Annotated in this window: 13 protein-coding genes; 8 read left to right on the forward strand and 5 right to left on the reverse strand. The window is 66.8% G+C overall.

The features are described 5' to 3' along the window. The first annotated feature begins 100 nt into the window (after positions 1-100). Both U5809_RS24570 and U5809_RS24575 read left to right on the forward strand, forming a co-directional pair. On the forward strand, positions 101-1,291 hold the full coding sequence (locus tag U5809_RS24570; RefSeq protein WP_322088429.1) for a nitronate monooxygenase family protein: 1,191 nt from the start codon (positions 101-103) through the stop codon (positions 1,289-1,291). A 65-nt stretch (positions 1,292-1,356) separates the two neighbouring features. Continuing rightward, positions 1,357-1,998 (forward strand): OmpW/AlkL family protein, encoded by a 642-nt coding sequence (locus tag U5809_RS24575; RefSeq protein WP_282505106.1) that lies wholly within the window; start codon positions 1,357-1,359, stop codon positions 1,996-1,998. A 74-nt stretch (positions 1,999-2,072) separates the two neighbouring features. On the opposite strand, the gene U5809_RS24580 is transcribed toward U5809_RS24575, so the two are convergent. Next, complete coding sequence (locus U5809_RS24580; protein ID WP_006493160.1) at positions 2,073-2,276, reverse strand: DUF1289 domain-containing protein; 204 nt, start codon at positions 2,274-2,276, stop codon at positions 2,073-2,075. Positions 2,277-2,670: 394 nt separating this feature from the next. Between U5809_RS24580 and U5809_RS24585 the strand changes: the two genes are divergently transcribed. From U5809_RS24585 to U5809_RS24600, 4 genes are all read left to right on the forward strand, one after another. Next, positions 2,671-3,765, forward strand: coding sequence for a polyamine ABC transporter substrate-binding protein (locus U5809_RS24585; RefSeq protein WP_282505104.1), 1,095 nt, complete (start codon positions 2,671-2,673; stop codon positions 3,763-3,765). A gap of 86 nt (positions 3,766-3,851) precedes the next feature. Further along, a complete protein-coding gene (locus U5809_RS24590) occupies positions 3,852-5,012 on the forward strand; it encodes an ABC transporter ATP-binding protein (protein WP_322088430.1) in 1,161 nt (386 codons plus the stop codon). After that, positions 5,009-5,935 carry an ABC transporter permease subunit gene (locus U5809_RS24595; protein ID WP_322088431.1) on the forward strand — a complete coding sequence of 309 codons (927 nt, stop codon included), beginning with the start codon at positions 5,009-5,011 and terminating at the stop codon, positions 5,933-5,935. Before U5809_RS24590 ends, U5809_RS24595 begins: the two co-directional genes overlap by 4 nt. Continuing rightward, positions 5,932-6,753: an ABC transporter permease subunit gene (locus U5809_RS24600; RefSeq protein WP_176047911.1), complete on the forward strand. Its 822-nt coding sequence runs from the start codon at positions 5,932-5,934 to the stop codon at positions 6,751-6,753. Before U5809_RS24595 ends, U5809_RS24600 begins: the two co-directional genes overlap by 4 nt. 97 nt (positions 6,754-6,850) lie before the next feature. Here the strand turns inward: U5809_RS24600 and U5809_RS24605 are convergent, their stop codons facing one another. Genes U5809_RS24605 through U5809_RS24615 form a run of 3 tightly spaced genes read right to left on the reverse strand, consistent with a single transcriptional unit; the run spans position 6,851 to position 10,262 of the window. Beyond that, positions 6,851-7,657, reverse strand: a complete 807-nt coding sequence (locus U5809_RS24605) for a sulfite exporter TauE/SafE family protein (RefSeq protein ID WP_322088432.1) — start codon at positions 7,655-7,657, stop codon at positions 6,851-6,853. A gap of 18 nt (positions 7,658-7,675) precedes the next feature. Further along, a complete protein-coding gene (locus tag U5809_RS24610) occupies positions 7,676-9,343 on the reverse strand; it encodes a TIGR01244 family sulfur transferase (protein WP_322088433.1) in 1,668 nt (555 codons plus the stop codon). A gap of 34 nt (positions 9,344-9,377) precedes the next feature. Then, positions 9,378-10,262, reverse strand: coding sequence for an MBL fold metallo-hydrolase (locus U5809_RS24615; protein ID WP_322088434.1), 885 nt, complete (start codon positions 10,260-10,262; stop codon positions 9,378-9,380). 253 nt (positions 10,263-10,515) lie between these two features. Here U5809_RS24615 and U5809_RS24620 point away from each other — a divergent pair, with 253 nt between their 5' ends. Together U5809_RS24620 and U5809_RS24625 are read left to right on the forward strand one after the other, a co-directional pair. Continuing rightward, on the forward strand, positions 10,516-11,913 hold the full coding sequence (locus U5809_RS24620; RefSeq protein WP_282505092.1) for a sigma-54 interaction domain-containing protein: 1,398 nt from the start codon (positions 10,516-10,518) through the stop codon (positions 11,911-11,913). A gap of 77 nt (positions 11,914-11,990) precedes the next feature. Continuing rightward, positions 11,991-12,518, forward strand: a complete 528-nt coding sequence (locus U5809_RS24625) for a M949_RS01915 family surface polysaccharide biosynthesis protein (RefSeq protein WP_322088435.1) — start codon at positions 11,991-11,993, stop codon at positions 12,516-12,518. A 134-nt stretch (positions 12,519-12,652) separates the two neighbouring features. Here the strand turns inward: U5809_RS24625 and U5809_RS24630 are convergent, their stop codons facing one another. Beyond that, positions 12,653-13,681, reverse strand: coding sequence for a MerR family transcriptional regulator (locus tag U5809_RS24630; RefSeq protein ID WP_322088436.1), 1,029 nt, complete (start codon positions 13,679-13,681; stop codon positions 12,653-12,655). Between the last annotated feature and the right edge of the window lie 116 nt (positions 13,682-13,797).

Genomic DNA, 13,797 nt, shown 5'->3' on the forward strand with positions numbered 1-13,797 from the left:
AAACGGCACGCTCGCGTGCCGTTTTTTTATTGACGGCCGTCAAGGTGCGCATCGGTGGATCGCCGATCATCGCGGTTCCGATGTTCCGACGAGGTTTCAGATGACCGTACGCACTTCCTTTCCGCCGCTGACGATTCGCGGCCGCACCTTGTTGCCCGTCGTGCAGGGCGGCATGGGCGTCGGCATCTCCGCGCACCGGCTGGCGGGCAGCGTCGCGCGCGAAGGCGCGGTCGGCACGATCGCGAGCATCGACCTGCGCCACCATCATGCGGACCTGCTCGCACGCTGCCGCGCGCAACCCGATCGCACGACGCTCGAAGCCGCGAACCTCGACGCGCTCGCACGCGAGATCCGTCTCGCGAAGACTTACAGCGAAGGGCGCGGGATGATCGCGGTCAACGTGATGAAGGCGGTGAGCGCGCATGCGGACTACGTGCGCGTTGCGTGCGACGAGGGCGCGGACGCGATCGTGATGGGGGCCGGCCTGCCGCTCGATCTGCCCGACCTCACGCAAGGACACGACATCGCGCTGATCCCGATCCTGTCGGACAGTCGCGGGATCGCGCTCGTGCTGAAGAAGTGGATGAAGAAGGGGCGCCTGCCCGATGCGATCGTGATCGAGCATCCGGCGCACGCGGGCGGCCACCTCGGCGTCACGCAGATCGACGACATGCACGACCACCGTTTCGACTTTGCGCGCGTGCTCGACGAGACCGCGCAAGTGATGGCGTCGCTCGGTCTCGAGCGCGAAACGATCCCGCTGATCGTTGCGGGCGGCGTCAACAGTCACGACACGGTGCGCGCGGCGTTCGCGGCCGGCGCTAACGGTGTGCAGGTCGGAACGCCGTTCGCGGTGACGGAAGAGGGCGATGCGCATCCGCACTTCAAGCGCGTGCTCGCCGATGCGACACCCGACGACATCGTCGAATTCGTCAGCGTGACGGGGCTGCCCGCACGTGCGGTGAAAACGCCGTGGCTCGATCGTTACCTGCGCAACGAGACGCGCATCCGCACCAAGCTCGGCGCGTTGAAGCAGCGCTGCCCGACCGCGCTCGAATGCCTGAGCGTATGCGGCTTGCGCGACGGCATCGAGAAGTTCGGCCACTTCTGCATCGACACGCGGCTCGCGGCCGCGCTGCGCGGCGACGTCGCGAACGGGCTGTTCTTCCGCGGCCGCGAAGCGTTGCCGTTCGGCCGTGCGATCCGCAGCGTGCGCGACCTGCTCGACCTGCTGCTGACCGGCAGTACGACCGAGCCTGCGGCAAACCGTCCCACGTTTACGCTGGCTTGACCAATATCAAGATGGCGAAAAGACCCTACAGGGAGAATGGAAACCATTCTTTGGGGGTCCGCACCATGCATAAAACGATTCGAACTTGTGTCACCGCTGCCGCTGCCGCGGCGAGTCTTCTCGCGATGCCTTCGCTGTCGCACGCGGCGTCGCCGGGAGACGGCATCAACCAGGGTGACGTACTGGTTCGGCTTCGCGCGATCAGCATCCAGCCGAACGAGCGCGCGAGCGACACGCTCGGCGCAATCAACACGGGCGTGAACAACGCGATCGTGCCGGAGCTCGACTTCACGTACATGATCCGCGACTACCTCGGGGTCGAGCTGATTCTCGGCACGTCGCGGCACCAGATGACGTCGAGCCTCGGCAATCTCGGCGGCGTCGGCGTGCTGCCGCCGACGCTGCTGCTGCAGTATCACTTCAACCATGCAGGCAAGGTGCGCCCGTACGTCGGCGCCGGGTTGAACTACACGTACTTCTACAACAACGGGCTCAACGTCGGCGGGCAGGGCGTGTCGATCAACAAGAGCAGCTTCGGCCCCGCACTGCAGTTCGGCGTGGACGTGCAGGTGACGAAGAAGGTGTTCATGAACGTCGACGTGAAGAAGATCTGGATGAGCACCGATGCGACGCTGGGCGACAAGGGCATCGGCACGCTGCACATCGATCCGTTGATCGTCGGCGTGGGCGTCGGGATGAAGTTCTGACGCGGCAGGAAAAGAACAGAGTTGGGGTTGGCGGCATGTCGGTCGGCATGCCGCTTTTTTTATGTGCGGCCGGCTTACAGCTTGTCGTACTGGAAGCGCATCGCGGTGCCTTCGCGTGTTATGCGCTCCCACACCGCGCGCTTTTCGTCGTCGCTCAGGAACACCCAGTTCGATACTTCTGCGGCCGTGCGGCCGCAGCCCTTGCAGACTTCGTCGAAGAGGGTCGAGCACACGCCGATGCAGGGGCTGTCGGGCAGGTCGTGGAGATTGGAGGCCATCGGAAGGGTTCGCGCAGTTGAATCGTCAACCGCCATTTTAATGCATCGCGGCCGCCGGGTCGGCCGGCGCGGGCCGGCATGCTGTACCGGTGCGCACGCACGACTGTCCGGCCGCGCGCCCGGCACGCGAACGCAGTTTCGCCGCCGTCCGTTTTTCCCGGTGGACAGCCGCCGATTACCCGATAGAATTCTTCCGGAACGCCCCGCTGCACGGGCGGCCCGACGGGCCCGCGGCGGGAATCTGTTCCGTTTGCGCGACACCGGCATGATTTTTTTGTGACGGGGCGCGAATGATGGTAGTTTTCGGGGTTTTCGAGGGGCGGCGCGCCAGAATGCGCCGTCATGACGAGGCAGACGGCAGCCGGGCAACGCGTCCGGCCGGAGGGAGAACGGGATGAAAGCAAAGGTAGTGGGCCGGTTCGCAGCGCTCGCGCTGTGCGTGGGTGCGTCGGCGGCAGCGGCGAAGGATACGCAGCTCAATGTCTATAACTGGTCGGACTACATTGCGAAGGACACGATCCCGAACTTCGAGAAACAGTCGGGCGTCAAGGTCCGCTACGACAACTACGACAGCGACGACACGCTGCAGGCGAAGCTGCTGACGGGCAGCTCGGGCTACGACATCGTCGTGCCGACCAGCAACTACGCGGGCAAGCAGATCGCCGCCGGCATCTTTGCGCCGCTCGACAAGTCGAAGCTGCCGAACCTCAAGTACCTCGATCCGCAACTGATGGCGCTCGTCGCCGGCGCGGATCCGGGCAACAAGTTTTCGGTGCCCTGGGCGTACGGCACGACCGGTCTTGCCTACAACGTGACGAAAGCGCAGCAGGCGCTCGGCAAGGTGCCGCTCGACAACTGGGACATCCTGTTCAAGCCGGAAAACATCTCGAAGCTGAAGACCTGCGGCGTGTCCGTGCTCGACGCGCCCGACCAGATGTTCGCGGCGGCGCTGCACTACATCGGCAAGGATCCGATGAGTACGAACCCGGCCGACTACAAGGCCGCGATGGAAGTGCTGAAGAAGATCCGCCCGTACATCACGCAATTCAACTCGTCGGGCTACATCAACGACCTGGTCGGCGGCGACATCTGCTTCGCGTTCGGCTGGTCGGGCGACGTCGTGATCGCGAAGCATCGCGCGATCGAGGCGAAGAAGTCGTACAAGGTCGAGTACTACATTCCGAAGGGCGGCGCGCCGGTGTGGTTCGACGTGATGGCAATCCCGAAGGATGCGAAGAACAAGGATGCCGCGCTGCAGTGGATCAACTACATCGAGGATCCGAAGGTGCACGCGGCGATCACGAACGCGGTGTACTACCCGAGCGCCAACGCCGAGGCCCGCAAGTACGTACGGCCCGACGTCGCGAACGACCCGGCCGTCTATCCGCCGGCCGACGTCGTGAAGACGCTGTTCCTGCTCAAGCCGCTGCCGCCTGAAATCCAGCGTCTGCAGACGCGTCTGTGGACCGAGCTGAAGTCGGGCCGCTGAAGCGAGCCGAAGTGAACCAGCAGTCATGAAGCCCCTGGTGCCCCCGGGGGCTTTGTTCGTCTAACGCAGGAGAGAAGCAGCACATCATGAATAGCCAGTCGGGTGCGCCGGTTGCGGGCGCGCCGTTCTCCGTTTCCTCCTCCGGCGCCGATGCGCGCGCCGAGAACTTTGTCCAGATCGTCGACGTCGTCAAGAAATTCGGCGACACCGAAGCCGTGCGCAGCGTCAACCTGACCGTGCGCCAGGGCGAGCTGTTCGCGCTGCTCGGCAGCTCGGGCTGCGGCAAGTCGACGTTGCTGCGGATGCTCGCGGGCCTCGAGACGGTCACGTCGGGCAAGATCCTGATCGACGGCGAGGACCTCGCGCAGATGCCGCCGTACAAGCGGCCCGTGAACATGATGTTCCAGTCGTATGCGCTGTTCCCGCACATGTCGGTCGAGTCGAACGTCGCGTTCGGGCTGAAGCAGGAAGGCACGCCGAAGGCCGAGCTGAAGGAACGCGTCGCCGATGCGCTCGAACTCGTGCAGATGAGCAAGTACGCGAAGCGCAAGCCGCACCAGCTGTCCGGCGGCCAGCAGCAGCGCGTCGCGCTCGCCCGCTCGCTGGTCAAGCGCCCGAAGCTGCTGCTGCTCGACGAGCCGATGTCCGCGCTCGACAAGCAGATCCGCCAGCGTACGCAGATCGAGCTCGTCAACATCCTGAACAGGGTCGGCGTCACCTGCATCATGGTCACGCACGACCAGGAAGAAGCGATGACGATGGCCAATCGGCTCGCGGTGATGAGCGAAGGCCAGATCGTGCAGATCGGCTCGCCGAACGAAGTCTACGAATACCCGAACAGCCGCTTCTCGGCCGAGTTCATCGGCTCGACGAACCTGTTCGACGGCGTGACCGTCGAGGACGAACCCGACCACGTATACATCGAATCGCCGGAGCTGCCGAGCCGGCTGTACGTGAGCCACGGGATTTCGGGCCCGCTCGGGATGCCGGTCACGGTGTCGGTGCGCCCCGAACGGATCGCGCTCACGCGCAAGCCGCCCGAAGGCGCGTTCAACTGGGCGCGCGGCAAGATCAGCAACGTCGCGTACATGGGCGGCTACTCGCTGTATCACGTGAAGCTCGACGCGGGCAAGACGGTGATCGCGAACGTGTCGAGCCTCGCGATTTCCGAGCTCGACACGCCGGTGCTCGGCGACGAGATCTACGTGCGCTGGAGCGCGACGGCCGGCGTGGTGCTGACGTCATGAACGCGTTCAAGTCCCTGCTCGAGTGGCCGGTGCGGCGCTTCAACCTGACGGGCGCGTCGGCGGTGGTCGCCGGGCCGTTCACGTGGCTCGTGCTGTTCTTCCTCGTGCCGTTCGTGCTGGTCGTCAAGATCAGCTTCGCGGAACTGCAGCTCGGCATTCCGCCGTACACGGAACTCGGGTCGTACACCGATGGCGTCGTGCACATCGCGCTGAACCTGTCGCACTACGCGTTCCTGTTCACGGACAGCCTGTATTTCGCGACCTACGTGAACTCGGTGTGGGTGGCCGCGATCACGACGCTGCTGTGTCTGCTGGTCGGCTATCCGATGGCGTACTACATTGCGCGCTCGAATCCGGCGACCCGCAACCTGCTGATGATGGGCGTGATGCTGCCGTTCTGGACGTCGTTCCTGATCCGCGTGTACGCATGGATCGGCATCCTGAAGAACAACGGGCTGCTGAACAACTTCCTGATGTGGATCGGCCTCACGCATACGCCGATCGAGTTGTACCGCACGAATTACGCGGTGTACATCGGGATGGTGTATTCGTACCTGCCGTTCCTCGTGATGCCGCTATACGCGCACCTCGTGAAGATGGACCTGCGCCTGCTCGAGGCCGCGTACGACCTCGGCGCGAAGCCGTGGAAGGCGTTCGTGCAGATCACGCTGCCGCTGTCGAAGAACGGGATCATCGCGGGCTGCCTGCTGGTGTTCATCCCGGCGGTTGGCGAGTACGTGATTCCCGAGCTGCTTGGCGGCGCGAATACGCTGATGATCGGCCGCGTGATGTGGAATGAGTTCTTCAACAACGCAGACTGGCCGATGGCGTCGGCGGTGACCTGCGCGATGGTGCTGCTGCTGCTCGTGCCGATGGCGATGTTCCAGCACTTCCAGGCGAAGGAACAGGGAGGCCGTCGATGAAGCCGAATCGTTACCTGCAGTTCGCGGCGCTGTTTGCCGGCTTCGCGTTCCTGTACATCCCGATCCTCAGCCTGATCGTCTATTCGTTCAACGAGTCGAAGCTCGTTACCGTGTGGTCGGGTTTCTCGTTCCGCTGGTACGCGGCGCTCGTCGAGGACGACGAACTGCTGACGGCCGCGTGGCTGTCGCTGAAGATCGGCGTGCTGACGGCGTTTGCATCGGTGTTCATCGGCACGTGGGCCGGTTTCGTGCTCGCGCGGATGGGGCGCTTTCGCGGTTTCGCGCTGTTCAGCGGGATGATCAACGCGCCGCTCGTGATTCCCGAGGTGATCCAGGGGATCTCGCTGCTGCTGCTGTTCATCGAGCTCGCGAAGTGGATCGGCTGGCCGGCCGAGCGCGGCGTGTTCACGATCTGGCTCGGTCACGTGATGCTGTGCATCTCGTACGTCGCGATCATCGTGCAGTCGCGTGTGCGCGAACTGAACCCGTCGCTGGAAGAAGCCGCGCTCGATCTCGGTGCGACGCCGCTGAAGGTGTTCTTCACGATCACGCTGCCGCTGATCTCGCAGGCGCTGATCGCAGGCTGGCTGCTGTCGTTCACGCTGTCGATCGACGACCTCGTGCTGTCGGCGTTCCTGTCGGGCCCCGGCTCGACGACGCTGCCGCTCGTCGTGTTCTCGCGCGTGCGCCTCGGTCTGAACCCGGAGATGAACGCGCTCGCGACGCTGTTCATCGTCGCGGTGACGGCCGGTGTCGTGATCGCGAACTTCGTGATGCTGCGTCAGGAACGCAAGCGGATGGCGGGGTACGCGACCTGACGGCTGCGTTGCTGGCAGCAATGAAAAACGCCCGGTGCCGACGACGAGTCGGGCCGGGCGTTTCGTTTTGGGACGCGGATCCGTCGCCGCGTCCGGCTTATGCGCCGAATGAGGCCTTCGCCAGCAGCCCGAGCGCAACACACACGAGCACGGCCGCGAAGCCGGCCTGCACATGCCGCGCGGCGAGGTGGCGCGACGCGCCGCGGCCGGCGGCCATGCCGAGCGCGGTCGCGACGGTGAACCACAGCGTCACGTCGAGCGGCGCGCGCGTGCCCGACACGAGCGTCGCGAGCACACCGCCGGTGCCGACCAGCGCGATCACCATCAGCGACGTCGCGACCACACCATGCATCGACACGTTCGTGAACTTGCGCAGCATCGGCACGATCACGAAACCGCCGCCGACGCCGAGCAACCCCGTCATCAGGCCCGTCATCGCGCCGGTCGACGCCAGCGCGACACCGACCGGCCAGGACCATACGAGCCGACCCGTATCGGGATTCACGCGGCCGACGCACAGCGGCGACGCTTCCGCGTCGACGGGTGCGTGCCGCAACGCCTGCCGCAGCAGGCGGCCGGCGACGACCAGCATCGTCAACGCAAACAGCGTGAGCAGCAGGCGCTGCGGCAGGAGGTGCGCGAGGCGCACGCCGAGCGTGGTCAGCGGCACGCCGGCCACGGCCATCAGCAACGCGGCGCGATAGCGCACGAGCCCGCGGCGGAAACCTTCGAGCGCGCCGAGCGCGGCGCTGCCCGCTACCGCGACGAGTGCGACGGGCGTGGCCTGCTGCATCGGCCAGCTCATCCCGACGACGAGCGCGGGCACCGCGAGAATGCCGCCGCCAGCGCCGGTCAGGCCGAGCACGGCGCCGACGAAGCCGCCCAGTACGAGAGAAATCAACATGACGTCATCGCGCTCCGGTCAACGTGCGACGGCGGGCTTCGCGAGCCATTCGCGGCCCTTGAGCATGGCCTTCCAGTAGAGCGGCGGCAGCACGCGTTCCTTGAGCAGCCACGCGAGCCGCGAGGGGCGCTTGCCGTCGATCAGCCACGCGGGGAAGGTCGGCGCGACCTTGCCGCCGTACAGGAACTCGGCGAGCACGATCTTGCCGCGCTCGACCGTGAGCGGGCACGAGCCGTAGCCGTCGTACGCGGCATCACCGTGCGCGCGGCCGAGCGACGCGAGCAGGTTGTGCGCGACGACGGGCGCCTGCTTGCGGGCGGCCGCGGCCGTTTTCGCGTTGGTCGTGCTGGTTGCATCGCCGAGCGCGTAGATGTCCGGAAAGTGCTTGTGGCGCAGTGTCGCCGGATCGACGTCGATCCAGCCGGCCGCGTCCGCGAGCGGGCTCGACCGCACGAAGTCGGGCGCCTTCTGCGGCGGGACGACGTGGATCATGTCGAACGCGCGCACGACGGTTTCCTTGCCGCCGTCCGGCAGCGCGCGCGTGAACGTCGCCTGGCGCGCGGGGCCGTCGATCGCGACGAGGTTGTGGCCGAACGACAGTGCGATGTCGTAGCTTTTCACGTACTCCATCAGCGCGGGCACGTAGTCGGCGACGCCGAACAGCGCAGCGCCCGCATTCAGGAACTCGACGTTCGCGGCTTCGAGGCGGCCGGTGCGCCGCCAGTGGTCGCACGACAGGTACATCGCCTTCTGCGGCGCACCCGCGCACTTGATCGGCATCGGCGGCTGCGTGAAGAGCGCATTGCCGCCACGGAATGCGCGCACGAGCTCCCACGTGTAGGGCGCGAGGTCGTAACGGTAGTTCGACGTGACGCCGTTGCGGCCGAGCGTGTCGGCGAGGCCGTCGATCGCGTGCCAGTCGAGCTTGAGCCCCGGGCACACGACGAGCTTGCGATAGCCGATGCGGCGGCAGCCTTCGAGCACGACCGTGTGCGTGTCGGGCTCGAAGCCCGCGACGGCGGCCTGGATCCGGTGCACGCCGCGCGGCAGCACGTCGGTCATCCGGCGTGCTGTGGTTTCCGGCTGGAACACGCCCGCGCCGACCATCGTCCAGCCCGGCTGGTAGTAGTGGACGTCGGCTGGATCGATGACCGCGATGTCGAGCGACGCGTCGCGCGCGAGCAGGCTCGACGCGACCGCGATGCCGGCCGCGCCCGCGCCGACGATCACGATGTCGTGCCGCGCGTCGACGGCCGGCGCCGCGTGGCGGCCGCCCTGCGCGACACGCGACGCGAGCGCGCTCAAGTCGTAGCCGGCTGCGCCGGCGGTGGCGACGATGTCGTTCAGCGGTCGCAGCCCTGCTTGCGACAGCGCCCACAGCGTGGCCGAACGCGTGCCGCTGCGGCAGTAGGCGAGCACGGGGCCGTTGAGCGACGCGACGAGCGCGCCGAACTGCGCGGCCTGGTCGTCGGTGACCTTGCCGGTATCGACCGGCAGGTAATGCACGTCGATGCCGAGCGGCGCCGCGGCCGCGCGGATCTCGGTGACGGTCGGCTGGTCGGCGCCTTCGCCGTCGGGCCGGTTGCAGATGATCGCGCGGATACCGGCCGCGTGAAGCGCGGGCAGGTCGGCCGCCGCGATCTGCGGCGAGACCGACAGCGCGTCGGTCAGCTTGCGGATGGTCATGTCGGGGTTCTCCGGATGGGGCGGGGCGTGCGGCTCAGATCGCGTCGAGCGGGATCTTCAGGTAGCGCACGCCATTGTTCTCGGGTTCGGGCAGGTGGCCGGCGCGCATGTTGACCTGCACGGACGGCAACATCAGCACGGGCATGGCCAGCGTCGCGTCGCGCGCGGTGCGCATCGCGACGAAATCGTCCTCGGTCACACCGTCCTTCACGTGCACGTTCGCGTGGCGCTGCTCGGCGACGGTCGTCACGAACTGCACGTCGCGGCCGCCCGGCTGGTAGTCGTGGCACAGGTACAGGTGCGTGTCGGGCGGCAGCGCGAGCACGCGCGCGATCGAGCGGTACAGCGTGCGCGCGTCGCCGCCGGGGAAGTCGCAACGGGCCGTGCCGTAGTCGGGCATGAACAGCGTGTCGCCGACGAACGCCGCGCGCTGCGTCGCGTCGTCGATGCAGTAGGTCATGCAAGCGGGCGTGTGGCCCGGCGTATGCAGCGCGCGGATCGTCAGCGCGCCGAGCGCGAGCGTGTCGCCGTCGTCGACGAGCCGGTCGAACTGGCGGCCGTCCTCCGCGAAGCCTGGACCCGCGTTGAACAGCGTGCCGAATACGTGCTGCACGCGGCGCACGTGCGAGCCGATCGCGATCTGGCCGCCGACGTGTTCCTTCAGGTACGGCGCGGCCGACAGGTGGTCGGCGTGCACGTGGGTTTCCAGCAGCCAGTGCACGTCCGCGCCGAGTTCGGCGACGCGGGCGATCAGCCGGTCGGCGCTGGCCGTGTGCGTGCGGCCGGATTTCGGGTCGTAGTCGAGCACGCTGTCGATCAGCGCGCACGCGCGGCTCTCGGTATCGAGCAGGAGATAGCTGACGGTGTGGGTCGCCGGATCGAAAAAGCCTTCGACCGACAGGGCGGGTGCGTTGCTCACGGGGTGTCCTCGATCGGGTTCTGCATCTGCAATCGGGACCTTTCACTCAAGAAACGTGCCAGCCGGCGATGCGGTACCGGCCGATGCGCCAGCGGCTTGATTCGGCTCGGGTTTTCGGCGTCCCGGCAGCGATGTGACGGTGCGATCGGGGGCCGGTCGAGAATGGTGACTGCCATAACTGGCAGTGTCGTGGCAGAATTGGCAGTCGGCCTGGCAGTCCGCCCGGGCGTTTCCTCACCGAGCGAGCCTTCGCATGAATCCGCACGACACCATTCCGATCGTCCCCGTGCCGCGTCGCGACGCGATGCCCGACGTGCGCGCGCTCGTCGCATATCTCGAGCAGGACCCGCAGCCGATGATCGTCGTCGATCCCGACTACCGCATCCTCGCGGCGAACGATGCGTACCGGCGCCAGTTCGGCGTGGCGGGCGTCGAGCACGTGGGCCGGCACTGCTTCCAGGTCTCGCATCACTACGACGTGCCGTGCGACCAGGCCGGCGAGCATTGCCCGATGAAGCAGGCGCTCGAGTCGCGCGGGCTGAACCGCGTGCTGCACATCCATCACACGCCGCGCGGCCCCGAGCATGTCGACGTCGAGCTGCGGCCGATCTTCGATGCGGACGGCAACGTGATCGCCTATGTCGAGCGGCTGACGACGGTGCGCAGCGCGTCCGCGCAGCCGAGCGCGGAGGGGCTCGTCGGCGGCGCCGACGCGTTCAATGCGGCGCTCGGCGCGTTGCAGCGCGTCGCGCCGTCGACGCTGCCGGTGCTGTTGCTCGGCGAATCGGGCACCGGCAAGGAGCTGTTCGCCCGCGCGCTGCACGAGGCGAGCGATCGCGCGATGGGGCCGTTCGTCGTTGTCGATTGTTCGGGGATTGCCGAGACGCTGTTCGAAAGCGAATTGTTCGGTTATGAGAAGGGCGCGTTTACGGGCGCGAACCAGCGCAAGCCGGGCCTCGTCGAAACCGCACAGGGCGGCACGCTGTTTCTCGACGAGATCGGCGACGTGCCGCTGCCGATGCAGGTGAAGCTGCTGCGGCTGATCGAATCCGGCACGTTTCGGCGCGTCGGCGGTGTCGAGGCGCTGCGCGCGGATTTCCGGCTCGTCGCAGCCACGCACAAGCCGCTGCGCGAGATGATCGACGACGGCCGGTTCCGCCAGGATCTGTACTACCGGATCAACGCGTTTCCGATTCCGCTGCCGGCGCTGCGCGAACGGCGCGGCGACGTCGCGCTGCTGGCCGAATCGATCCTGCGACGGATCGCGAATGCGCGCGCCAAGGCGGGCGATGCGAGCGCGCGGCCGTTCGCGGCCCGGCCGTACGTGCTGACCGAGCGCGCGCGTGCATGCCTCGATGCGTATGCATGGCCCGGCAACATTCGCGAGCTGCGCAACGTGCTCGAACGCGCGTGCCTGTTCGCCGACGACGGGACGATCCGCGTCGAGCATCTGCCGGCCGAACTCGTCGCGGCAGCGGCCGCGCCGCAAGATCGTGCGGAGGATGCGCGCGGCGTGTCGGACGCGGAGCTCGTGCGGATCGCGCGCACGTTCGACGGTACGCGCAAGGCGCTCGCGGAGCAGGTCGGGATGAGCGAGCGGACGCTGTACCGGCGGATGAAGGCGCTCGGGCTCGGCTCGCGCGAGCGCTGATCGGGCGTGTTGCACGCGGCTGGCAGCGGTGCGCGGGTTTGCCGATAATGGCGCGTTCCGTTCCTGCCTCTTCGCCGATGAAACGACGTTACCTTTCGCCTTGCCTGTTTCTCGCGGCCGCGGTGCTGTGCAACCCGGCGCAGGCCGCTGAATACGCGTGGACCGATGCGGCCGGCGCGCACGCGGTGACGCTGGCCAGAACCGAGTCGGGCGACGACGTCGAGCTGAAGGTGACGGCGACGCTCGACGGCCGGCCCGACTGGACCGTGCGCGACTATGTGAAGGCATGCCCGGTCGACGTGATCCTCGATGTCGTGCCGAAGTCGATCGAAATGCGCGACGTGCTCGGCAACGGGCGCAAGCAGTTCCTGTTCGCGTACAAGATCGGCTGCCGCGGCGATGTCAGTGCCGATCAGGTGAAATACTTCCTGATCGACGCAGGCACGAAGTACGTGCTGCGCGGCGAGGAAACCGTCACGGTCAAGGGCAAGTTCATGGACGGCGGCGCGGCGCCCGTGCCGAACGCGGACCTGAAGGCGCAACCGGCGTTTCTGCGCTACATGACGAAGCACTGGCGCGAGATCAGCGCGCGCGATTACGACTAGGCCGGTATCGGGGCGTGGCGCGCGCAACGCACAGGTTGAAACACGGTGAGCATGTCGGGCAATAATGAATCGCCGCTCGTCCATGCGAGGCGGGCGGCGCGCGAAATCCGCGTGCCGCCCGTTTCGTCACAGGCTCAGCGCGCAGGCGCCAGCTGCGCCATCGCCTCGCGCACGAAACCGATCAGCGTTTCGTCGGTCCACGAATCCTTCGTCAGCGCGGGCTCGTTCACCAGCGCCGCGCGGAATTTCGCATGCGTGGCCGGATCGTGGCCCGCGTAGCTGCAGAACAGCTCGAGCCAGCGTTGCGCGAGTGCGCGGCCTTGCGGAGAATCGGCTTTCACACCGGACTCGAGCGCGTCGCGCACGTCGCCCATCAGCTGCGGCCATTCCATCGCGCGTTCGCCGTAGTGCGCGCGCATGAAACGGATCTCGTCCGGGGCAAGATACTTCTCGAAGATCCGCATCTTCGTTTCCGACGACGCACGCAGCACATAGTCGCGAAGCTCGGTCGAAATGCCGATTTTCGACTGCATCGCCGGTTCGTGCTGATGCATCAGGTTCAGCTTCGCCAGCAGCCGCGGATCGTTGTTCGTGTCGCGCACGAGCAGCGCCATCCAGCGCGCGGCGAGCGTACGGGTGCGCTCGTCTTCGGCAGGCACGCCCGCGTCGTGCAGCGCACGGACCTCGCCGACGAGCGCGATCCATTCCGCGTCGCCCGCCTGGCTCTTCCGGTACATCGGCATGCGCGCGAGTTCTTCCTCGGAGAAATATTTGTCGTACACGGTCATCAACTCCAGTGTGGTGAGCCAATCGGCCAGTTCCGGCTCCGTGCCCGCCGCGAGCTGCGCATGCAGCGTCACGAGCCGTTCGCGCAGCTGCGCGGTCTGCGCAAGCTGACGGTCGAGCAGCGCGATCTGCTTCGCGACGAGCTCGACGAGCGGGGTGCCAGGCTGGTTAAGGTGATCGCCGATTTCGGTGAGCGACAGGCCGAAGCGACGCAACGCCTGGATCTGGTGGAGCCGGGCGATGTCGTGGCGGTCGTACAGCCGGTAGCCGTTGTCGGCGCGCGCCGAAGGCGTCAGCAAACCGATCGCGTGATAGTGATGAAGCGTGCGGACGGTCAGCCCGCTGCGTTTCGCCAGTTCTCCCACTTTCAGTCGCATTCGTTCCTCCGTTCGGTACGCACACTGGAGTCTCGAACGTTACGCTACGTGAGGGTCAAGCGGAAGTTCGGCATTCGGGCGCGCGCAGGGGTGCCGCACGCGCCCGATCGACGGGC

Source organism: Burkholderia sp. BCC1999 (assembly GCF_905339975.1).
Taxonomy (GTDB): Bacteria; Pseudomonadota; Gammaproteobacteria; order Burkholderiales; family Burkholderiaceae; genus Burkholderia.

Bases quoted from the DNA above. Each gene is read 5' to 3' on its own strand.
- U5809_RS24570 (WP_322088429.1), top strand. From the start codon at position 101: ATGACCGTACGCACTTCCTTTCCGCCGCTGACGATTCGCGGCCGCACC.
- U5809_RS24620 (WP_282505092.1), top strand. From the start codon at position 10,516: ATGAATCCGCACGACACCATTCCGATCGTCCCCGTGCCGCGTCGCGAC.
- U5809_RS24610 (WP_322088433.1), bottom strand. From the start codon at position 9,343: ATGACCATCCGCAAGCTGACCGACGCGCTGTCGGTCTCGCCGCAGATC.
- U5809_RS24595 (WP_322088431.1), top strand. From the start codon at position 5,009: ATGAACGCGTTCAAGTCCCTGCTCGAGTGGCCGGTGCGGCGCTTCAAC.
- U5809_RS24625 (WP_322088435.1), top strand. From the start codon at position 11,991: ATGAAACGACGTTACCTTTCGCCTTGCCTGTTTCTCGCGGCCGCGGTG.
- U5809_RS24575 (WP_282505106.1), top strand. From the start codon at position 1,357: ATGCATAAAACGATTCGAACTTGTGTCACCGCTGCCGCTGCCGCGGCG.
- U5809_RS24590 (WP_322088430.1), top strand. From the start codon at position 3,852: ATGAATAGCCAGTCGGGTGCGCCGGTTGCGGGCGCGCCGTTCTCCGTT.
- U5809_RS24580 (WP_006493160.1), bottom strand. From the start codon at position 2,276: ATGGCCTCCAATCTCCACGACCTGCCCGACAGCCCCTGCATCGGCGTG.
- U5809_RS24585 (WP_282505104.1), top strand. From the start codon at position 2,671: ATGAAAGCAAAGGTAGTGGGCCGGTTCGCAGCGCTCGCGCTGTGCGTG.
- U5809_RS24605 (WP_322088432.1), bottom strand. From the start codon at position 7,657: ATGTTGATTTCTCTCGTACTGGGCGGCTTCGTCGGCGCCGTGCTCGGC.
- U5809_RS24600 (WP_176047911.1), top strand. From the start codon at position 5,932: ATGAAGCCGAATCGTTACCTGCAGTTCGCGGCGCTGTTTGCCGGCTTC.
- U5809_RS24630 (WP_322088436.1), bottom strand. From the start codon at position 13,681: ATGCGACTGAAAGTGGGAGAACTGGCGAAACGCAGCGGGCTGACCGTC.